This is a genomic window from uncultured Desulfovibrio sp., assembly GCF_944324525.1.
Lineage (GTDB): Bacteria > Desulfobacterota > Desulfovibrionia > Desulfovibrionales > Desulfovibrionaceae > Desulfovibrio.
Genome location: NZ_CALUWS010000014.1, coordinates 26,370 through 46,752 on the forward strand (window position 1 = coordinate 26,370; position 20,383 = coordinate 46,752).

Annotated in this window: 16 protein-coding genes, 1 tRNA gene and 1 pseudogene; 6 read left to right on the plus strand and 12 right to left on the minus strand. The window is 60.0% G+C overall.

The features are described 5' to 3' along the window. The first annotated feature begins 48 nt into the window (after positions 1-48). Both selD and Q0K12_RS05390 read left to right on the plus strand, forming a co-directional pair. The gene (gene selD / locus Q0K12_RS05385) at positions 49-1,107 is read left to right on the plus strand and encodes a selenide, water dikinase SelD (protein WP_297260765.1); all 1,059 of its coding nucleotides are present in this window, start codon (positions 49-51) and stop codon (positions 1,105-1,107) included. Between the two features lie 45 nt (positions 1,108-1,152). After that, positions 1,153-1,236, plus strand: a tRNA-Leu gene (locus Q0K12_RS05390). 156 nt (positions 1,237-1,392) lie between these two features. Here the strand turns inward: Q0K12_RS05390 and Q0K12_RS05395 are convergent. From Q0K12_RS05395 to terL, 5 genes and pseudogenes are all read right to left on the minus strand, one after another. Further along, a complete protein-coding gene (locus Q0K12_RS05395; RefSeq protein ID WP_297260767.1) occupies positions 1,393-2,349 on the minus strand; it encodes a site-specific integrase in 957 nt (318 codons plus the stop codon). 269 nt (positions 2,350-2,618) lie between these two features. Beyond that, a complete protein-coding gene (locus Q0K12_RS05400; protein ID WP_297260769.1) occupies positions 2,619-3,173 on the minus strand; it encodes an antirestriction protein ArdA in 555 nt (184 codons plus the stop codon). Positions 3,174-3,730: 557 nt separating this feature from the next. Then, entirely contained in the window at positions 3,731-4,399 is a 669-nt protein-coding gene (locus tag Q0K12_RS05405; protein ID WP_297260771.1) for a hypothetical protein, read from the minus strand. Positions 4,400-4,656: 257 nt separating this feature from the next. After that, on the minus strand, positions 4,657-4,884 hold the full coding sequence (locus Q0K12_RS05410) for a hypothetical protein (protein ID WP_297260773.1): 228 nt from the start codon (positions 4,882-4,884) through the stop codon (positions 4,657-4,659). A gap of 1,792 nt (positions 4,885-6,676) precedes the next feature. Next, a pseudogene (gene terL, locus Q0K12_RS12440) lies at positions 6,677-8,232 on the minus strand (phage terminase large subunit). Between the two features lie 520 nt (positions 8,233-8,752). On the opposite strand from terL, the gene tig reads away from it, so the two are divergent. The 4 genes from tig (at position 8,753) to lon (ending at position 14,672) form a co-directional block, all read left to right on the plus strand. Then, positions 8,753-10,093 carry a trigger factor gene (gene tig / locus Q0K12_RS05425; RefSeq protein ID WP_297260777.1) on the plus strand — a complete coding sequence of 447 codons (1,341 nt, stop codon included), beginning with the start codon at positions 8,753-8,755 and terminating at the stop codon, positions 10,091-10,093. 126 nt (positions 10,094-10,219) lie between these two features. Then, positions 10,220-10,828, plus strand: a complete 609-nt coding sequence (gene clpP / locus Q0K12_RS05430) for an ATP-dependent Clp endopeptidase proteolytic subunit ClpP (protein ID WP_297227386.1) — start codon at positions 10,220-10,222, stop codon at positions 10,826-10,828. Positions 10,829-10,830: 2 nt separating this feature from the next. Further along, complete coding sequence (clpX, locus tag Q0K12_RS05435) at positions 10,831-12,111, plus strand: ATP-dependent Clp protease ATP-binding subunit ClpX (RefSeq protein WP_297260779.1); 1,281 nt, start codon at positions 10,831-10,833, stop codon at positions 12,109-12,111. Positions 12,112-12,224: 113 nt separating this feature from the next. Further along, positions 12,225-14,672, plus strand: coding sequence for an endopeptidase La (gene lon / locus Q0K12_RS05440; protein WP_297260781.1), 2,448 nt, complete (start codon positions 12,225-12,227; stop codon positions 14,670-14,672). 352 nt (positions 14,673-15,024) lie between these two features. On the opposite strand, the gene Q0K12_RS05445 is transcribed toward lon, so the two are convergent. The 7 genes from Q0K12_RS05445 to Q0K12_RS12445 all read right to left on the minus strand — a co-directional run bounded on the left by Q0K12_RS05445 (position 15,025) and on the right by Q0K12_RS12445 (position 20,281). Continuing rightward, the gene (locus Q0K12_RS05445) at positions 15,025-15,351 is read right to left on the minus strand and encodes an SMR family transporter (protein WP_297260783.1); all 327 of its coding nucleotides are present in this window, start codon (positions 15,349-15,351) and stop codon (positions 15,025-15,027) included. Next, entirely contained in the window at positions 15,344-15,733 is a 390-nt protein-coding gene (locus Q0K12_RS05450; RefSeq protein ID WP_297260785.1) for a multidrug efflux SMR transporter, read from the minus strand. The genes Q0K12_RS05445 and Q0K12_RS05450 overlap by 8 nt, the downstream gene beginning before the upstream one ends. Positions 15,734-16,508: 775 nt before the next feature. Next, positions 16,509-17,243 carry a 1-(5-phosphoribosyl)-5-[(5-phosphoribosylamino)methylideneamino]imidazole-4-carboxamide isomerase gene (hisA, locus tag Q0K12_RS05455; protein WP_297260787.1) on the minus strand — a complete coding sequence of 245 codons (735 nt, stop codon included), beginning with the start codon at positions 17,241-17,243 and terminating at the stop codon, positions 16,509-16,511. Beyond that, complete coding sequence (locus Q0K12_RS05460) at positions 17,240-17,899, minus strand: hypothetical protein (protein WP_297260789.1); 660 nt, start codon at positions 17,897-17,899, stop codon at positions 17,240-17,242. The genes hisA and Q0K12_RS05460 overlap by 4 nt, the downstream gene beginning before the upstream one ends. Then, complete coding sequence (locus tag Q0K12_RS05465; RefSeq protein ID WP_297260792.1) at positions 17,899-18,495, minus strand: imidazoleglycerol-phosphate dehydratase; 597 nt, start codon at positions 18,493-18,495, stop codon at positions 17,899-17,901. The genes Q0K12_RS05460 and Q0K12_RS05465 overlap by 1 nt, the downstream gene beginning before the upstream one ends. A gap of 2 nt (positions 18,496-18,497) precedes the next feature. Then, positions 18,498-19,823 carry a twin-arginine translocase subunit TatC gene (gene tatC, locus Q0K12_RS05470; RefSeq protein ID WP_297260793.1) on the minus strand — a complete coding sequence of 442 codons (1,326 nt, stop codon included), beginning with the start codon at positions 19,821-19,823 and terminating at the stop codon, positions 18,498-18,500. Then, the gene (locus tag Q0K12_RS12445) at positions 19,820-20,281 is read right to left on the minus strand and encodes a twin-arginine translocase TatA/TatE family subunit (protein WP_363315618.1); all 462 of its coding nucleotides are present in this window, start codon (positions 20,279-20,281) and stop codon (positions 19,820-19,822) included. The genes tatC and Q0K12_RS12445 overlap by 4 nt, the downstream gene beginning before the upstream one ends. Positions 20,282-20,383 lie beyond the last annotated feature (102 nt).

A 20,383-nucleotide genomic window follows, 5' to 3' on the forward strand; every position in this document is an offset into this window, starting at 1 on the left:
GCATTCTGAAGGGGCCTCAGGGCCCCTTTTTTGTTATAAGGAAACAGTATGCGACTTCTGGATAAGGCAAGAGCGGCCGGCTGAGCGGCCAAGGTGGCTCCAGAGGCTCTGGAGCGAATTCTTTCCGGCGTGCTTTCCGCCTTGCCTGCCGGGCTCGAGTCCCGTGTGCTGGCCGGAAGAGCGCGCAATGAGGATGCCGTGGTCTTGCGCCTGCCTCCCGGCAAGGCCCTGGTGCAGACGGTGGATGTGCTCGCGCCTGTGGTCAACGATGCGTATGCCTTTGGGCGCATCGCCGCTGCCAATGCGCTGTCGGATGTCTACGCCGTGGGTGGCGAACCCTGGTCAGCCATGAACATCTGCTGTTTCCCGACCTGCCTGCTGGGGGACGACCCGGAAGAGATCCTTGCCGGTATCCTGCGAGGCGGGCTTGACGCCCTTATCGAGGCCGGCGCAGTGCTTGCCGGTGGGCATTCCGTGCAGGATGACGAGCTCAAGTTCGGGCTGGCTGTCAGCGGACTTATCGATCCCGAGCGTATCGCCGTCAATTCCGGCTTGCTGCCCGGGCAGAAGCTGATCCTGACCAAACCCATCGGGACCGGGGTCCTGTCCACCGCCGTCAAAGCGCAGTGGGACGGCTGTGAAGAGGCCGAAGTCCAGCTCAGCCGGTGGTGCGGTCGTCTGAACAAGGTGGGTGGCGGCATCATCGCCGCCTACGGGCTGCGGGCGGCCACGGACATCACCGGTTTTGGCCTTGGCGGGCATCTGTTGGAAATGGCTCGTGCGTCCAGTGTTCGCGTCGCCGTGGATACGGAAAGCGTTCCCTTGCTGCCGCAGGCGCTGGAGTATGCTCGTTTCGGCTTCATCCCTTCAGGTAGTCATGCCAACCGCCTGTACTGTGCGCCCCATACGGAGCATGCCTGTGTGCTGGATGAAGCGCTGGAGAGCCTGATCTTTGACGCGCAGACATCCGGCGGGCTGGTGCTGGCGGTCCCCCCGGAGCAGGTGTCCGCCATCAGCGATGAGCTGCGTCAAGCCGGGGATCTGGCGGCCTGCATCGGTGAAGTCCTGCCCGCTGTCGAGGGAAAAGCCGGATTGCTGCTGCGCTGACAATCTTGCGAGCCTGCTTTCTCTGTGCTAGAGGTCATGGGCAAGGCGAGAGTGGCGGAACTGGTAGACGCACTGGACTTAGAATCCAGCGGTTCATCCGTGGGGGTTCAATTCCCCCCTCTCGCACCACTAGAAATTACAACCACTTGAATAATAGTATAGCCCGTTGACCTTTGGTTCTTACACCCATGAGTGTAAGCAACCAGAAGCAACCAACGGGCTATACTGTTATACGCTCTTGGCCTTATGGGAGAGCCTTCATTTCTTACTCCACTTCCCCTTGTGTCAGTTCCCTAAAAGTGAGGCCGCTGTACGCAGATCTTCAGGCGAAAAGTGGGCGTACCGGGCAGTTGTCGTGATGCTCGTGTGTCCCATCCATTCCTTGATGAGCGGCAGCGAGACTCCGGCCTGTGAGAGCCGTGTGGCGCAGGTATGGCGCAGCATGTGCGGCACGAACTGTGGGTCTTCGCTCATTCCCATGTGGTACCGAATAATATCCCACGGGCGGCGGAGCCATTCGTTGCTGCCTTCGGGAAACAAGCGCCCGCTTCCCCCGCAGGCTTCCATTCGCCGTTCAATAATGGGCCGCAGCTTTTCAACAAGCGGGATGGTACGCGGGTGACGATTTTTCGTCTTCCATGCCGTGAGCGTCCCGCGCTCAAGGTCGATGTCTCGGCATTCCAGCCGCCAGAGTTCGCCGCAGCGGAACCCTGTGTAAAGCAGGCACATGACAGCGTCTTGTACGTCCGGCAAGGCAAGGCACTCAATAATAATGAGCATCCGTTCCTCTTCTTTGCGGGACAGGAAGCGGATACGATGCTCCGACTCGCGCCGCTTCGGCATGCGCGGCAGGACAGGGAGCGCGCCCCGTTCGTGTGCCGTGCGCAGGATACGGGACAGGCAGGACAGTTTCCTGTTGATGGTCGCGCCACTGTTGCCTTTGGCGGCACAGTGAGAAACAAATCCGTCAATGGCGGACAGTGTTATGTCAATAATGGGGCATGTCTCTCCAAAAAAGGACAAGACCTGCTCCACATTGATATGGATGGTGTCCTGAGACGCCTTGTCCGCCCAGACGGTTTGCCATGTACGTTCCACGGCTTCCTTGAGCGTCCATCCGCGCCGTGCGGCCTGCGGCTTTTCCTGGCAGAGAGTGGAAAGTAGTTCCTGCCGTGCGGCTATGGCCTCTGGCATCGTCCGTGCCGTGCGTGTCTTGCGGCAGCCGTCAACAGTCACGTCCACAATGTAGCCGCTTCGATGACGGCGAATGCCACGCGGCAGAGGTTCGGGCAGGGGAGGAAGGGCGGGAAGGGTCGGGCGTCTTGCGGGCATAGTGGTTCTCCTTATGGCGGCTGGTAGTCGGGAAATACTGGGCGGCGAATTGGTCAAGGATGACGGACAGGGGCGGGTCGGTAAGGTCACGGGAAAGCATCGTTACTCCCTTTTGGTAAAAAGAAAGGCCGCCTTCTCTACAAGAGGCGGCCTTGCGTGGTCGTTGTGTCCACTGGGTATTAGTATGACGAAAAGACGTACCCGTTTTCGGACATGTAATAGTCCGACATAAAAAGGTCATGAGCAAAGGCCTCATAGTCAAAGTAACGGGAAAGCAGTTCGTCCACATTGGAGAGCAAACCCAGTTCCTCTATCAGTTCTTCGGTAAACTCTTCCTTGCTTCTGTACCATCCACGGTAAGCATCTTGGAAAGCTTCGATATTGCTTTCCGTTACTTCGGAAAGTGAGACCTGCCCTTGAGTGCCGAGGTAGTCAATGAAAGCTTCGGGGTCGTCAAGGTCGGATAAGAGTTCGTGAGCTTGCCAAAGTGTGCTGATAGTTTCGTTTTCACTTACCTTAATCCCCCCGAATCCCTCATAATCATGGATAGCCCATTCTTCGGCGGGTGCTCCCTCTCTCTTTGCGGTAGGGGAAGCGGCAAGCATGGCGTGAATGGCTTCCCATACTTCATCCACGTTGAGACATGTATCAAAGTCTATCCACACGCCATGCAGGATACCAGCGTTATAGTCGTAAAGGGAGGCTACATATATGCTATTGTGTTCCGTGCTCATTTTCTTTCTCCTTAGTCCATGTATCCATACATGCTATGTCTATAGCGCCCATTGCGGAGGCGTTCCGTATATAAGCAGTCAAAGCGGATGCACTTACGACAAAAGGCAGCGTGCCTTTCTTCCGACACGCGCTTGCCGTCAATATAGTAATATGGACGGCTGCCGTCTTCAGATATTGTTCGATAAAGATTATAGCTTTTCATTTTGACACCCTATGTCATCCTTTATCACGCCGGATATTGTATGCCGTATGCGCCCTGACGGGCGACGAAAAGCCCCAATGGCAGAGCAGTAAATCAACTTGTCGTACAGCTCATTATAGGTCTTTTCAGATATACGCTTGCCGTCCATATAGTAATATGGGCGCTTGCCGTCTGGCCTCTCACTTCTGACAAAGTAATGTCGGGGCAAAAGTACATATGGGCGCTGTGCTTCCTGTTCCCCGAACTCGATAAAACAAGCTTTCGGCATGGGGTCACTCCATTACTAAAGCGCAAAAAAGGCCGCCATACAGAACGGCGGCCAAAAAGACGATATTTACGGCGACACTTGCCAGCTCATGCGGCCGCATGGCTTCCCCCATAAGGCAGCACATGGCCGCGTTGGTCGGTCGGCAGGCCGGGCAAGGTGAGCTGTGCAGGCCGAGCAGCAAGGGAGGCTTCCAGAGACGCAAGGGCCGCTGCGGCTTCCTTTTCCGCGTAGTCGTATCCGTAGAGGCCACAAAGGGAGTCGATAGGCTCCCACGCTTCGCATGTAGTGTCTTCCACGTCTTCAAGGTCTATGTCATCCGGCACGCGGAAAAGCTGATACTCCCACACGTCCCCGGAAAGATAGGCGGAAAACTCTTTCACTTCGCTTTCCAGCATCTTTTGCGCTTCGCGGATGTGCTTTTGTGTAAGCCGCTTGACGTTCCATTCCTTACGCAGGGCTTCCTTTTCCACATAGATGATTCCCGATTGCCAAGAATCCCAATGGCAGGAAAAAGGCGTGGTCGAAAGCCATGTGCCGCTGTGTACCAAAGCATATACAGGCAGGTACACAATGCCGCTGTGCTTTGTCAGTGCCCTAATTTCATCCGGGGATATGCAATCGTCTCCCAAATAGTAGCGAGACGAGGCATGCACAATGCGGCCCATATGATGGTATACGTCGCGTGGGTTTTCGGCGTATTCGTCCTGTATGATGCGGGCACAAAAATTCCCGCGTTCGCTGATGATGATATTCATATTTCCCCCCCGGCAAGTTCTAAGAGAACGGCGTCAACAGCTCTGTCCTTTTCTTCGCACGTCGCCTTGTGCGGGCAGTCGGAAGGGCAGGCGGGCAGATGGTCAAGAATGATAGGACAGGTAAGCAGAGCCTTAGTGTAGGATTGTAAAACCTCTTGTGCTGTCATGTTGGCTACTCCGATTCAGGCTTTCAGATATGAAAAAGCCCGCCTAGGCGGAACCTAGACGGGCTTTAGTTTTGGTGGTGTGGTGTCTATTTACTTGAACGCAATCAAGGCAGAAAGCAGACCTACGCCTGCGGCAAGCATGGCACCGAAACGGACAACCAGCCGCAATTCCAGTTCCCGCAAGTCCTGCTTAGTCGCCACGCGTTCATCTATGACCTCAGCAAGGATGTTAGCTTGCGTTTCCGCCTGCTGCCGCGTAAACCCTGCCGCTTCAAGACGGCGGGCGTATTCCAGAGAATTAAAGACAAGTGAGGACATAAGTTTTCTCCTTTTGTATGTTCATTTTTACGGTACTTTTTCTCCTCTGTCCATATTCCATAAGTTCCCTATAGACGGCGGGCAGTGGTTCCGTAGCAGCTTGCCGCGCCGTGGGGGCTGCATGCCCCATTGTCAAAGAGCTTTTAGCTCTATATCGAGCTTATAAGAGGAAAAGAAAAAGGACTTGCGTCCCTTGGGTGTCTTTCCCGTTCGCAAGTCCTTTTTAGCTCTATATCGAGCTTAAAGTCAACAAAAAAATAAATTATTTTTTCTCTTTAAATCTTAGCCTCTTAGCTGACCCCTACCGCCCCTTCCATCTATATCTTTATCTGCTAGGGCTTGTACTTGCTCTGTAGGTATGCACCACGTCTTGCCAACCTTGTAAGACACAACCGCGCCTTTTTGACATAACTTGCGTAGATAAGTGCCATCCACATAACCTAGGGCCTCTGCGGCCTCTGACAAGCTAAAATATCCCGGCAGTGCGGTCTTGATAGCGGACATGTCTGCCATAACTCCCCCATTTTATTGGTTTTTCTTTCCTAACTAGCGTTAGGGAATAGATTTTATGAAAATTTAAAAGGGTGTCAAAATTTTGACACATGAGAATTTCAAACAATTTCAGGAAGTTAGAAGAACAATCAGCAAGCTTTGGCTGCTGCCTTTCCGCCTCTTTCCCCGCCTGCCTCACCTCTCACCAGATACCATATCTATAGGCAATCCAGTAAAAACAGCCGCTTACGAATCTTGCTTGCGGCTGCGCTTGCATCCGGCCTGCGCTGACAATCAAAAAGGCCGTCGCGCCCGACCAAACCCAGCCAGACCCGGCCCCCAAAAGGAATCGCCAAGGGGCCAAGGGGGGAATCGAATCCCATAGACCTGTGTTTGCCCCCTCACATTTTTTCACCAAAACTACCGGCCCTTGAAGGGACTGTCTGGAGGAGCGACGATGACTTCCGCCGGACCGTGAAATGGCTACCGTCATCCAGAGGGGCAACGACAGCCGTCCGACCACAAGCCCCTGCCTCTCCTGTACCGTGAGGGAGAGATTTTTTCAAGACGAGGCGACAGGCAAAATCCCCACGAAAATGCGGTGGGAAAATTTTCAAATGTCCCTGACATGGCTTGTTGGTCACGTTTTGTGTTTTCGTCGCTGGACTAAAGCCCTCGTACAGGCTCGGACGCGGAGATTCAGGTGCTGGGGGAAATGCGTGGGGCGGGAAGATGGACGCCGCCAAGAAAGCCCATGCTGATCAACCTCCCCTCTGGGCTTGCCTTCTGCTTGGTGACCAACAAATTGGAGCAATGCGGAGCAATGAAAGATAACGACCAGTACAATGATTCTGAAAGAATCTGAAGGTAATGACTGGATACGCTATTACACCATCTTCATAGTTTATAACATATATAATCTTAAAGAGCATATAAACGAGTATTCTATAAGAAAGTTAAGGAAGGATATATGTCTGTAAAGTATTTTAGAAAAAGAATAGGTGTTTCCTAAAGTAGGCTTACCTATCCTATACATCCCCTTACCTCTTTATCTATCGTTAAGTTTTCCTTAATAGTTTCTTTAAGCCCCCCTTACCCCCGCAGAGAGACCCTGCCTCCCCTCCGACAAGTGCAACCGAAACCCTGTTTTTTATATCTAACTACATGAAAAACAAGATAAAAATGTGTGCAAATCCTGTTCGGGGAAATCCCCCTGAAAAAGGGGAAAAAGATGGATGAAGAGGAGGTCTACGACCACGACCTCCTCTTCCGTTTCTGCTGTCTTGCTGCTGTCTTGCGGTCACTTCCGCAGCGTGAGTCCTCCTTGGCCGAAGCAAGACCGTCTCTGGGCAGGTCGTCCCTCAAGGGGGGAGGTCGTCTCCTGGACGGGAGAGGGCAGGGAATAGCTCTGGAAACTGAAAAACATTTCCATTTCTTCCTTGCCAAGACTTTGGTTGACCTTGTTCGGCTCAGGTGCCAGGGCAATCCTGTTTTTGAACAGGGAAAGACGGGCCGTGGCATCCCACGCCTTGAGCTCTTCGGCCAGCAGGCGGTCGTTGCGCTGGTTGATGCGCCTGTCGGCGTCCTGCCTCATCTGCTCCGTCCAGTAGTTCACGGCGATGGCGAGGCAGTCGAGGCGGTCGTCATGGGCGAGTGCGCCTTTCTCGCGCATGATGCGGGACATTTGGTAGAAGAGCTGGTACTTGAGGGCCTTTTCAGGAGGCAGGGATTTGGTGCTTTCGTAATCCCAGACCACCACGTTCCTGTCCACGACCAGCTTGTGCTGCCGCATGACCGGCTCCAGGGTGTCGATGATGCGGGCCTCCTTCTGACGGCTGTGCTTCACCTCCTCGATGTGACAGGGGTAGTCCTTCTGGAAGTGGGGAGCGATGAGCCGGGTGAACATGCCGTCGCCAAAGTTGGCTTCGATGACCACGGCATTGACGTTCTCCAGCTTTGCGAGCTTCACGATGTCCTTGAGAGTGGCGTCGGAGTAGCCGTCGGTGTAGGCGCGGAGGGCGGTCAGGTAGAGGAAGCCGTTGAGCATCTTGACGACCACCACGGCGGTCTCGTCCGTGCCTCTGCCGGAGGGGTCGATAGCCATGACGGCTCCGGTGTAGGGAATCCATGAGCCTGCCAGAAATGCGGCGGAATGATACCTGTCGCCGTTCAAACCCACACAGGGCAGGTCGCTATCACGTTGCCAGCTCCCGACGCCCAGATGGGCTTTTCCGGGCCGTCAGACGTGCCGCAGCCCATGACGATGAGGTCGGAGAGCTTGAGGGGGTAGCGTTCGGCATCCGAGAGGCGGGTGTCGAGCATGAACTGGAGCTGGAAACCGGCCCTGCCGTAGGACAGCTCACGTTCAAGGAGGTCTTCGGCGGAGAAGCGGCGGGGGTCGGTGGTACGGCCAGACAGGCCGGGGTCGGCCTCCAGGGCTTTCAAAATGCTGGGCGCGAGGGCTTCCCCGTAATTCACGAGCTGGGCACTCTCAGGATAGCGTGCGGGCCATATCCGTGTGACGTAGCCTCGGTCCGGCAGGGCGTTGTAAAGGCTCTGCTCCGTCTGGGGCGTGCCGAGGTAGATGACGCGTCCTCCGGGCTTGAGGATGGCGTCTATCTCCTTGACGGCCTCCGAGAGCTTGTCCCGCATCATCTGAGTGTAGGAATTGTTGGCGACCTCCATGTCGTCAAGGACCACGATGTCCGCACGCCCGCCGGTTATCTGACTGAAGATGCCCTTGCTGGTGACGCTGGGAGCCTGGTCGGGCTTGGCCGGGCCTACGTCGAAAGAGAGCTTGGAGCAGCGTTGTTCGCTCCTCGGCGTCAGGCAGTGGAGCAGAGGGATGTCGTTGATGAGCTGGAGGCAGAATCCAGCGGTTCATCCGTGGGGGTTCAATTCCCCCCTCTCGCACCAGCCTTGCATCAACCTCCCTGCGCACCTCCTTGGTGTGCGGGACGGTGAGCCAATCGCCTCTGACGCTTTGTCAGGCCTTGTCAACGGCCGGCTCGGCAGCCGGGCAGGGTAGCCGGGCATCTTGATGAAGTCCCACGCTCTGAGGCATCCGCCTGTCACTTCCTTACTCGCTTCCTCTTTTTTGCTTGTCCCTCTGCGGATCGTTCGGTCTGACCGCTCCAAATTCGGTCTTTCGTCAGCTGCTGGTCTGTGCCAGCCCTCGATTGCCGTCGTTGGCGGTCATGGCGGATCAGGCAGCTTGCGCCGCGAAATGCCCAGCCGGGGGGCTTAGTCGGCCGGGCTTGTGTTGCCCTGCTCTTTGTGGTAACGGAGACGGTTCCCTCTGCAGAAGACCGCGGTGGTGCGCGTGGAACGCGTCCAGCGGGGCAGACGGGAGAAAAAATCGCCCAAGGAGCGCCCTGTGGAATATACCATTGAAGAACTTTCGCCGGTAAAAAGGAAGATCAGCATTGTTGCCGAAGCCAGTGACGTGGATGACGCCATAGCGCGTTCCGTGGCCTACTACCGCAAATCCGTGCAGATTGACGGTTTCCGCAAGGGCAAGGTGCCTGCCTCGGTGGTGGAGAAGCGTTTCCATGACCATATCTATCAGGAGGCCCACCAGGCGCTCGTCAATGCCAAGGTCGGCGAGGCGCTGGCCAAGGCTGCGCTGGAACCGGTGTCCGGCATCCAGTTCGTGGATGACGGCGGCGCGCTTGCCCGCGGCAAGGGCCTCAACTTCAGCGTCGAGTTTGAAGTGCTGCCGGTCTTTGAGCTTCCGGTCTATGAAGGCATGGAAGTGGAGAAGGAAAAGGCCGTGGTGACCGACGAAGAGGTGGATACCGTCATCGAGCGCATCCGCCGCGATCGTGCCGAACTGCTGGATGCCGAAGGCGAAGGCCCCGCCGTGGACGGCCAGGTGGCCCGCATCAGCTTTGAAGCCTTTGAAGACGGCAAGTCCATCGACGAACTGAAGACCGAGAATTTCGACCTTCCTCTGGGCGAAGGACAGGCCCTCGACGATTTCGAGAAGCTGGTCAAGACCGTCAAGGTCGGTCAGACCGGCGAAGGCGACATCGCTTTCCCGGCCAACTTCCCTGCGGAGAGCCTGGCCGGAAAGACCCTGAAGATCCGGGTGACCGTCCATGCCATCAAGCAGCGCAAGCTGCCTGAAATCAACGATGAGCTTGCCAAGCAGGTCGGCGCCGAGAGCATGGACAAGCTGCGCGCGAGCATCCGCGACAGCTACGCCCACAGCCGCGAGAATGCCGTGCGTAGCGCCGCGCAGAAGAAGATGCTGGACAAGATGCTGGCCGGTCTGGAGTTCCCCCTGCCGGAAAGCCTGCTCGATATGCAGATCCGCACGCTTATTGCCGAAACGGCCGCCCGCCTCGAGCAGCAGGGCAAGAAGCTGGCCGATCTGGGCAAGACTGAAGACGAACTGCGCAAGGATATGTACAAGCAGGCCGAGGAGCTGACCCGCATCCAGGTGCTGCTGCTGTCCATCGCCCGCAAGGAAGGGCTGACCGTCACCCAGACCGAGCTGGATAACCAGCTTTACCGCATCTGCATCCAGACCGGCGAGGATTACCGCAAGGTGCGTGAAGCCTATGAGCGTACCGGCATGATCCACACCATGCGTGACCGCCTGCTGGCCGACAAGGGCATGGAAGCCGCCTTTGCCAAGGCCTCGGTCAAGGAAGTGGAGCCCATGAAGGAAATCACCCCTGTCAAGAAGGATACGGCCCCGGCTGCCGACTAGGCGCCAGCGCCGCACCGGTATAGACAACGTCGCACCGCAAGGTGCGGCGTTGTCGGAGTTTTCAGCCTGCCGGCGGAGCGGCCCCGAACCTGACGGACATCACTTTCCCACGAGCAAGGAAGCATCATGCAGGCCTATCAGATTCCCTTTGTCATCGAAAATACGGGTAGGGGAGAGCGTTCCTACGACATCTATTCCCGTCTGCTCAAGGACCGCATCGTCCTTTTGAGCAGTGAAGTCACGGATGCCGTCGCTTCGCTGATCTGCGCCCAGCTCCTTTTCCTGGAATCGCAGGATCCCGAGCAGGAGATCAACCTCTACATCAACTCGCCGGGCGGCTCCGTGACGGCGGGCCTCGCCATCTACGATACCATGCGCTACATCACCTCGCCCGTGACCACGGTGTGCATGGGCCGGGCCGCCAGCATGGGGGCCTTCCTGCTGTCCGCCGGCAAGCCGGGCATGCGCTTTGCGCTGCCCAACAGCCAGATCATGATCCATCAGCCGCTGGGCGGCTATCAGGGGCAGGCCACGGACATCGAGATCCATGCCCGTGAGATCCTGCGCATCAAGGAACGTCTGAACCGGCTGCTGGCCGAGCATTCCGGCCAGAGCTACGAGACCATCGTCAGCGCCACGGAACGCGACAAGTTCCTTACGCCCGAGGAGGCGCTCGAGCTGGGCATCATCGACCGCGTGCTGGTCTCCCGCCGCGATCTGGAGGAAAAGAACTAGCCATGTCCGACACCACGTCGACCGATAAGCGGCAGGAGCTGCGCTGCTCCTTCTGCGGCCGTCCCGAAAGCGAAGTCAACAACATGATCACGCAGGAGCATGCCTGCATCTGCGATCAGTGCATCAAGGCCTGCGGCGAGCTCATCGCCCGGGACAGGCTGCAGCATGACGACTCGCCGGAGCGTCTGCTCTCGCCGCAGGAGATCAAGGAACGCCTGGACGAGTACGTCATCGGGCAGCATGACGCCAAGAAGATCCTCTCGGTCGCTGTCCACAACCATTACAAGCGGGTGTTCTACGCCGATGCCCTGGGCGACGACGTCGAGCTGGAAAAAAGCAATATCCTGCTGGTGGGCCCCTCCGGCAGCGGCAAGACCCTGCTGGCCAAGACGCTGGCCAAGGTGCTGCGCGTGCCCTTCGCCATCGCCGACGCCACGACCCTGACCGAGGCGGGCTATGTGGGCGAGGATGTGGAGAACATCCTCGTGCAGCTCCTGCAGAATGCCGATTATGATCTGGAAGCGGCCAGCAAGGGCATCATCTACATCGACGAGATCGACAAGATCTCCCGCAAGAGCGACGGGCCTTCCATCACCCGCGACGTGTCCGGCGAAGGCGTGCAGCAGGCGCTGCTCAAGATCATCGAAGGCACCGAGGCCAACATCCCGCCCAAGGGGGGCCGCAAGCATCCCCAGCAGGAATTCATCCGCATGAACACGAGCAACATCCTGTTCATCGTGGGCGGGGCCTTCGTGGGACTCGACAAGATCGTGGAGTCGCGCGTGAGCGGCGGGGCCATGGGCTTTGGCGCGCATGTGCGCAGCAGCAAGGGCATGCCGCTTTCGGAACTGCTGGAAAAGATCCATCCGCAGGATCTGGTGAAGTTCGGCCTCATCCCCGAATTCGTGGGCCGCATCCCCATCATCACCCATGTGGACGAGCTGGATGAACCGGATCTGGTGCGCATCCTCACCGAGCCGAGGAACGCGCTGGTGCGCCAGTACCAGAAGCTGTTCGAGCTGGACAACGTGCAGCTGCGCTTCACGCCCAATGCCCTCAAGGCCATCGCTCACAAGGCCATCGAGCGCAAGACCGGCGCGCGCGGGCTGCGCAACGTGATGGAACGCATCATGCTGGACATCATGTTCAAGCTGCCTTCCCTGCCCAACGTCAAGGGCTGCCTCATCAATCAGGCCGTCATCGAGAAGGGCAAGGAACCTGTCCTCCTTTATGCGGATGACGATGATTTTCCGGCTGAAGCGCTGGATGATCAGGCCGTATAGACCGTTGCCCGGGGCGTGCGCGCATGTCCCGGCAATGACCGCTTTTCCTTTGTGATGAACGCCTGCCGGCGGCCCCGCGCCGCCGGCAGCGCGAGGGACCGTAAGGATACGCTATGTCCGCACCCCAGTATGGCGCCTCCCCGGCGCAGACCCTGCCCTTCATGCCCCTGCGGGAAGTGGTGATGTTTCCCCGTTCCATCATGCCGCTCTTTGTGGGACGGGAGGCCTCCATCAAGGCCATTGAGGAAGCCCAGGCGAAATTCGGCAAGTTCATCTTCCTCGTTTCCCAGAAGGAAGCGGAAGTGGAGCGCCCCGGCGGCGACGACCTGTACGGCGTCGGCGTGGTCTGCAAGGTGCTGCAGATGCTGCGCCTGCCCGACGGCACCATCAAGGTGCTGTTTGAAGGCATGAACAGGGCCGTCTGGCGCAGCCTTCTGGATTCGGCCGCCTGTCCGCTGGTGCAGGTGGAAGATCTGCCGGAAACCGAGAGCCGCCCCGAAGAGCGGGAGGCGCTGGTCCGTGCGGTGCATGAATCGCTGGAAGAATACGCCAAGGGCAACAAGAAGATCTCACAGGAAGCCGTGCTGGCCATCCTGGCCCAGCGTGATCCCGGGGCGCTGGCCGACGCCGTGCTGCCGCACCTCAAGGTGGATTACCGCCGCAAGCAGGAAGCTCTGGAACTGACGGACGTCACCGAACGCCTGGAGAAGGTGTATGAGCTGCTGCAGGGCGAGGTGGCGCTCGTCAGCATGGAAAAGCGCATCAAGAACCGCGTCAAGGTGCAGATGGAGCGCAACCAGCGGGAATACTACCTCAGCGAGCAGATCAAGGCCATCAACAAGGAAATGGGCCGCGACGACGATCCGCAAGCCGAGATGGACGAGCTGGAGCAGAAGCTGCGCGCCCGCAACATGCCCGAGGAGGCCCGCGAAAAGGCCCTTTCCGAAGTCAAGAAGTTGCGGGCCATGCCGCCGTCCGCCGCGGAGTACACCGTGGTGCGCAACTATGTGGACTGGATCCTGGACCTGCCGTGGTGCGACCTCAAGGAAGTCGATATCGACATCGAGAAGGCCCGGGCCATCCTTGACGGCGATCATTTCGGGCTGGAAAAGCCCAAGGAGCGCATCCTCGAATATCTGGCCGTGCAAAAGCTCTCCAACGGCCTGAAAGGCCCCATCCTCTGCCTTGTGGGCCCGCCCGGCGTGGGCAAGACCTCGCTGGCCAAGTCCGTCGCCAAGGCCACCGGGCGCGATTATGTGCGTCTTGCGCTGGGCGGCGTGCGGGACGAGGCCGAGATCCGCGGGCATCGCCGTACCTATGTGGGGGCCTTGCCGGGCAAGATCATCCAGTCCCTCAAGCGGGTCAAGTACAATAACCCGCTGTTCTGTCTGGACGAGATCGACAAGATGAGCTCAGACTACCGCGGCGATCCGGCCTCGGCTCTGCTGGAAGTGCTGGACCCTGAGCAGAACGCCACCTTCATGGATCATTATCTTGATCTGGAATACGATCTGTCCAAGGTCTTCTTCATCACCACGGCCAACTCCCTGCATTCCATCCCGGCCCCGCTGCTGGACCGTATGGAGATCATCGAGCTGAACAGCTATCTGGAGACGGAAAAGCGCCATATCGCCCGCAATTTCCTGCTGCCGCGCCAGATCGAGGAGCACGGCCTCAAGGAATACAATATCCGCCTTTCCGAGAACGCGTTGCTGGAGATCATCCGTTCCTACACCCGCGAGGCGGGCGTGCGCAATCTGGAGCGCGAGATAGGCGCGCTCTGCCGCAAGACGGCCATCCGGCTGGTGGAAGAGGGCGATCTGAACAAGTGCGTGACCATTTCCCGCCAGAGCTTGCCCGCCATGCTGGGCGTCAAGCGCTACCGTCACGAAGAGCGGGAAAGCGAGCCGCAGGTCGGGGTGTGCGCCGGGCTGGCCTACAATCAGCGCGGCGGCGAGATCCTGCTTGTGGAGACCAGCCTCATGAGCGGTTCCGGGCAGGTCGTGACCACCGGGCAGCTTGGCGACGTCATGAAGGAGTCGGCGCGCGCGGCCCTGAGCTATGTGCGCTCGCGGGCCGAAGTCTTCGGGCTGGATCCGCGCTTCCACCGTAAGGTGGACATCCATGTGCACGTTCCGGCGGGGGCCACCCCCAAGGACGGGCCGTCGGCCGGCATCACGCTGGCGACCTCCATCACCTCGGCTCTGCTCGGCATCGCCGTTCGCAACGACGTGGCCATGACCGGGGAGATCTCGCTGCGCGGTCGCGTGCTGCCCATCGGCGGCCTGCGGGAAAAGCTGCTGGCCGCGCGGCGCAGCGGCATTCGCTGCGTCATCATGCCGCGGGACAATGAAAAGGATCTCAAGGAAGTGCCGGACGAGGTGCTCAAGGATCTGGAGATCATTTTCGTGGAACATGTGGACGAAGTGCTGCCCCATGCGTTGGATGCCCCGCGTGAGGCCATCTTTTCCGGGGAAGGCACGGCCCAGCCGCTCTATCTGTCCCTGCGCGCCGACGCCATGAAGCACGACGGCAGCGACAAGCGTCAGCCCGCGCAGTAAGGCATAAGCCTTCATTGTGTTTTTTCGGGGAGGGGAACCTTTTGTGGACAAAAGGTTCCCCTCCCCGAACCCCTCCCTTCCAAAAAACCTTGCTTGTCCAGACACAGAGCCTCGCGGCATGGGAAGGTGTCGCCTGACCGCAAGCCAGCCAGACTCTGTAGAGACAGCGCCGTCCGGCCCAAAGTGAGCGGAAAAAAACGCGCTTTTTCCGCGAAACGACAGGCCGTACGGCTTGCAACGTGAAGCGTTTCAAACTGAGAATGCTCTAAAAGAACAGACCGAACAGTTTTTGCTGTCCGGCCTGTAGGTATTCGTACGCACGTCTTCCGTACGGGTGCGGCGTGTTGTGGGCTTAGGCCTGATGCAGCAGGATCATGCCCGCGATGAGCAGGCCGATGCCGGCAAAGGCGCAAGGCCGCAGCCGCTGCTTGAAGAACAGCCAGCCCCCCAGCGACGTGCCGAGGATGCCGAAGCTCCCCCACATGGCATACGCCACGGAGAGATCCAGCGTACGCACGGCCAGCGAAAGGCAGTAGAATGCCAGACCTACCCCCAGAAGCGCCAGGATCCCGGTAAGACGGCGGCGAAAACCCTGGCTGCGGGCCAGCAGGAGATTGGCCAGCACATCCAGGATGGCGGCGGCCAGCACAAGCAGCAGGGGAATGAGCGTATCAGGCATGGCGGGCCTCCTTTGTGGCGGCGCTGTCGTCGCCGTGACTGGTGCCCTTGTGCACCAGCAGCGCCCCACCCAGCACGCAGCAGAGGCCCAGCAGGCGGGTCAGGCTGGGCTGTTCTCCCAGCACCAGGAAGCCGGCCAGCGTCACCAGCGTCAGGCCCAAGCCTTCCCAGAAGGCAAAAGCCACCCCCACCGGCAGGCCGGTGGTGGAGAGCGCAAGAAAGTAATAGGAAAGGCCGATGCACAGCCACATGATGACAAGGCCAAGCAGGGCCGCATGGGCAAAGCCCCATTGCTGGGACAGCTTCATGATGGTGGAACCGCCGACTTCCAGCAGGATGGCCGCCAGCAGACAGAACCAGTGATAAGGACGTGTGGGCGTCATGACTTTTTCCTCTTGTCGTACGATATAGGCGACAGCAAGCGCCTTTTCCGGTTGAAAGGCTTTGTATTTTCAGCCGTGGACCTGTCGCTCTGCGGGAAAAGCGTGGTGTTCTCACGCAGTTCAGACCGACGGCGCTGTGCCGTCGCCTCGCGTTTTGCCTGTTTCACGGGCAAAACGCTCTCAAATGGACGCAACAACAAATGCTGCCGCTCCACAAGGCAGGTACGGGACGCGTGCGCTCATGCGTCAGCGCAGCGAATGGCGTATGACAAGAGAAGACTTAGAGGCAGGAACGCCAGTAGCGTTCGTCACGGCAGGCATGGAAAGCCCGGTAGGGAGGGAAGGAACCGGCAAAAAACATAGTAATATTTTAGCACAGGTCGGGATGAACCGCAATGAGCGGCATCCTTGCGGCCAAGGCGGGGGCGCAGGACAAAAAAAAGAAACTGTCTTTATCTGTGATACGCGGTGCCGCGACCTCGCATTTTGCCTTTGAAAAACGGCGGAATGCTCTTAGACCGCAATAATTCATTAAATGATCAAGATGGCTGCACACGCTCCACGTGTCTTTGGCGGCGGGCTTGCCTCGCTTTTCCGACACAGCTCTCGGTAAAAGCGCGCTGGGGAAGGGTGGGGGGCTAGGGGGGAAGGGGAACACCTCCCGCGCCGGCGGCGACCCAACGGGCGGCCCGGAGGGTCGTGTCCGTCAGGCGACAAAGGAGCCTTACGGGCATCGACAGCAACGCAAGGGGCCCCTTCCCCCCCAAAAAGACATCTAGCTCTGGGCGTCGATCCAGTCGTTGGCCTGCTTCAGATCAAGGGTCCCTTCATAGAGGGCGCGCCCACTGATGGCTCCCTCAAGACGGGCCGTCCGGCTCAGTGGGTAGAGGGCCTGCACATCGGCCAGGGTGGCCACGCCGCCCGCGGCAATGACCGGCACGGTGGAGGCTTCGGCCAAGTGGGTCAGGGCCGGGAGGTTGACCCCGGTCTGCATGCCGTCCCGCTCGATATCCGTATAGATGATGAAGGCCGCGCCGTCGCCCAGCAGGCGGGGCAGCACGTCATCCACGCTCAGGCCGGCGTCGGCCACCCAGCCCTTGGTCTTGAGGCGTCCGCCCTCGGCATCCAGCGAGACGCCGATGCGGCCGGGAAAACGGCGGCAAAGGGCGGCGAAGGCCTCGGGCTGCTCCAGCGCCAGCGTGCCGATGATGAGGCGTTCCACGCCGGCGTCCAGATAGGCCTGGGCGATCTGCTCGCTGCGGATGCCGCCGCCAAGCTGGACGGGGATGTCCAGCGCGGAGCAGATGTCGCGCACGATGTCGCGGCTGCGGGGCAGGCCGTCAAAAGCGCCGTCCAGATCGACGACGTGCAGCCGGCGGGCCCCCTGTTCCTGCCAGTGACGCGCCGCGGCCACCGGGTCGGGGGAAAAGACGGTGCTGTCATCGGCGCGGCCCTGACGCAGGCGTACGGCCTTGCCGTCCTGGATGTCCACTGCGGGGAAAATGATCATAACGTCATGTCCTTTACGGCCTTGACCATGCCTTCACGCGCCAGCTCGTCGGCGGTGGCCCAGCCAGCCTGGCGCTTGAAGAATTCGCCGATCTCGAGAAGGTTGCTTGTCAGGCTGGTTTGCTCCACATCATAGACCGAGCGGTCAAGGATGGTCCCCTGCCGCGCATTGATCAGGAAGAACTCCACCCGCACATGGGCGGGACGGGTCACACCCGCACGGGAGCCTTCGCGCGGATGCCAGTTGAGCACCTGAGGCACCAGCAGCAGATCCGTCTTGACCTCCCGGGCATAGGCCACCCAGGCGGACAGGGCCTGCGGCTGGTTGGAGTCATGATAGCGCATCTTGTCCGGCAGGGGGGCATGCCGGGGCACGAAGGTGTATTGCCGTTTGGTCTCCGTCATCAGCACGTCGCGCAGCGTCCTGTCCAGCGCGGGCAGCATCTCGGGCGCGATGCGTCCCTGATCGCGGGGGATCTGCCCAATGATGAGCTGGCTTGTGCTGGTCGGCTGGGTGAAGGGCGCCACCGCAATGCTGTAGGACGGCGAGAGCGACCGGGGAATATCCGCCGTGGTGCGGGGCTTCCGGGCGCAGCCCGTGAGAAGGAGCCCGAGGCAGAGCGCCAGCAGGGCCATGATGGTGAGACGGGAACGCATCAGTCCAGACCTCCCTTGGTACTTCTGATGACTGTGCCGGTACGCCGGACAGCCTGGCGCAGGGCCAGTCCCAGCCCCTTGGCTGCCGACTCCAGCAGATGATGGCCATTCTTGCCATAGAGCAGGCTGATGTGCAGATTGCAGCGCGCGCCCGCGGCAAGGGATTTGTAGAATTCTCGCCAGACGTCCCGCTCTTCCCCGGCGATGACCGGCGGCAGCAGCTCGTCGCCGCGCCACTCCAGCCAGGGACGGCCGGAAAGATCGAGGCTCACCTCGGTCAGGGCTTCGTCCATGGGGACCCGTCCGAAGCCCACCCGCTCGATGCCCTTGCGGTCGCCCAGCGCCTCCAGCAGAGCCTGCCCGAGCACGAGGGCGATGTCCTCGGCGCTGTGGTGGGCGTCGATGTGCATATCGCCACGGCAGCGCAGGTGCAGATCCATGCCGGCCCAGAAAAAGGTCAGATGCAGCATGTGATCCAGCAGGCCGAAGCCGGTCTGCACGTCCACCTTGCCCTCACCGTCCAGCACCAGCCGCAGGCTGATGTCCGTTTCCGTGCTGCAGCGGCTGCGTTCCGCGCTGCGGATATCCGTCGTCATGGCTATTCTCCCGTGCTTTGTCCGTCAGCGTTGGGGGCGGGTTCCTCGCCGTTTTCGCCGTCAACCGCCGCTTTCTTCTTTTTGCCGAAGACGGCCGCCACGATGACGCTGACCTCATAGAGCATCAGCATGGGGGCGGCCATGAGCAGTTGCGACAGCACGTCCGGCGGCGTGAGGATGGCCGCCACGATGAAAATGCCCAGGATGGCGTAGCGCCGGGCCCGTCGCATCATGGCCGCCGTGAGCACGCCCATGCGGGAGAGGAAGAAGGCGAAAAGGGGCATTTCAAAGATGAGTCCAAAGGCGATGAGCAGCTTGAGGACGAAGTCCACATAGTCGCTGATACGCGGCATGACCCGTATCTGCTCGGTATTGTAGCTCATGAAGAACTGGAAGGCGAAGGGGAAGACGATGTGATAGCAGAAAAGGGCTCCCCCCACGAAAAAGAACGCCGAGATGATGGCCACCGGCACGATGAAGAGTTTTTCCTCCTCATACAGCCCCGGTGAGATGAACGCCCATATCTGATAGAAAATGACCGGACTGGCCACAAAGACCCCGGCGATGCAGGCCACGAACATGCGGATGAAGAAGGCTTCCGGCATGGTGCTGTACATGGCGTTGCCGTCAGCGGGCAGGACGGCCAGCAAGGGCTTGACCAGCACGGCGAAGATGGGTTCCACAAAGGCCCAGCAGAGGCAGAAACCCACGGCCGCGGCGATGAGGCAGCGCACCAGCCGCCAGCGCATCTCATTGAGATGCTCCAGCAGGCTCATGGGCTTTTCGGCCGGATCCGGCGTCTCTTCTTCCTCGCTGGGCGGCTGAACGGGCGGATCCCCCCCGTCTCCTCCCGCTGCGGGCACGGCATTGCCCGCCACGTCCGGCACGGCGGCGTTTTCCTGTCCGGCGGCGTCGGTTGCCGGCGTATCGCCGGACGCGTCCGCCTGCTCGGCCTGCGCGTTCTCGGCGGCCTGAGCGGCCAGCACGTCCGGGCTGGCGTCCTGGATGACCTGCGGGCCGTCAGCCTCCGTCACGGGAGCGTCAGGGGCAGCCGTCCGCTCGGGCGTGTCCTCCGTCGCACCGTCCGTCGCGCCATTCGCCGGCCGGGCGGTGGCCTCGGCATCCACGCCGCTCATGGCCAGCGCGGCGGCACGGATGGCCGCGTAGTCGTCTTGCGCGGAGGCCTCTTCCGGCCCGACGGTGACGACAGTGAGCTCGTCGGGGCGCGGCCGTTCTTCCGTCATGTGGGGAGAAGCCGTCGTTTCCTCATGACGGACGGCGGAAACGTCCGTCTTGTCCGCCATATCCTGCGTCAGCTTGTCGCTCATGCGCGTTCGCTCCCGGAAGCTTGGGCCTCCGTCGCCGGGGCGGTCTGCGCGGCGGCCTGAGTGGCGGCTACCGCCTTCTCCAACGGGCTGCCCTGCGGGGGGACGGGCCCTTCGGACTCTGTCGCGGGCCGGGCCGTAGTGTCCAACGTAGCAGGTTCGGCAGGCTCGGCCTTGCCGGTCTGCGCGGCGGTCTCCGTCCTGCGGGAGGCGTCAGCCGTCGCTCCGGACGGAGAGGAGGAGGGCGCTGGTTTCGCCTCGGCGGCCTTGCGCTGCTTCTCGTCTTCTTCCTCGTTGGCCACTTCCGCATTCAGGGTGCGCTGAAAATCCGTGGAGACCCGGCGAAATTCGCCCATGGCTTTGCCCAGCGAGCGGGAAACGCTCGCCAGGCTCTTGGGCCCCAGCACTACCAGTGCCACCAGCAGAATAACCAGAAGTTCCGTGCTGCCGATTCCGAACATGTGACCCCCCTGTCGTCGCGTTCTTGCGCCCCATGTGCAGCGGCGGGCGCATGTTCCGGGCCGTGCGCCGTCCGTGCGGGAGCAGGCCCGGCGGTGGCGCGC

Bases quoted from the DNA above. Each gene is read 5' to 3' on its own strand.
- Q0K12_RS05400 (WP_297260769.1), bottom strand. From the start codon at position 3,173: ATGAGCACGGAACACAATAGCATATATGTAGCCTCCCTTTACGACTAT.
- Q0K12_RS05405 (WP_297260771.1), bottom strand. From the start codon at position 4,399: ATGAATATCATCATCAGCGAACGCGGGAATTTTTGTGCCCGCATCATA.
- Q0K12_RS05410 (WP_297260773.1), bottom strand. From the start codon at position 4,884: ATGTCCTCACTTGTCTTTAATTCTCTGGAATACGCCCGCCGTCTTGAA.
- clpP (WP_297227386.1), top strand. From the start codon at position 10,220: ATGCAGGCCTATCAGATTCCCTTTGTCATCGAAAATACGGGTAGGGGA.
- clpX (WP_297260779.1), top strand. From the start codon at position 10,831: ATGTCCGACACCACGTCGACCGATAAGCGGCAGGAGCTGCGCTGCTCC.
- lon (WP_297260781.1), top strand. From the start codon at position 12,225: ATGTCCGCACCCCAGTATGGCGCCTCCCCGGCGCAGACCCTGCCCTTC.
- Q0K12_RS05445 (WP_297260783.1), bottom strand. From the start codon at position 15,351: ATGCCTGATACGCTCATTCCCCTGCTGCTTGTGCTGGCCGCCGCCATC.
- Q0K12_RS05450 (WP_297260785.1), bottom strand. From the start codon at position 15,733: ATGACGCCCACACGTCCTTATCACTGGTTCTGTCTGCTGGCGGCCATC.
- hisA (WP_297260787.1), bottom strand. From the start codon at position 17,243: ATGATCATTTTCCCCGCAGTGGACATCCAGGACGGCAAGGCCGTACGC.
- Q0K12_RS05460 (WP_297260789.1), bottom strand. From the start codon at position 17,899: ATGCGTTCCCGTCTCACCATCATGGCCCTGCTGGCGCTCTGCCTCGGG.
- Q0K12_RS05465 (WP_297260792.1), bottom strand. From the start codon at position 18,495: ATGACGACGGATATCCGCAGCGCGGAACGCAGCCGCTGCAGCACGGAA.
- tatC (WP_297260793.1), bottom strand. From the start codon at position 19,823: ATGAGCGACAAGCTGACGCAGGATATGGCGGACAAGACGGACGTTTCC.
- Q0K12_RS12445 (WP_363315618.1), bottom strand. From the start codon at position 20,281: ATGTTCGGAATCGGCAGCACGGAACTTCTGGTTATTCTGCTGGTGGCA.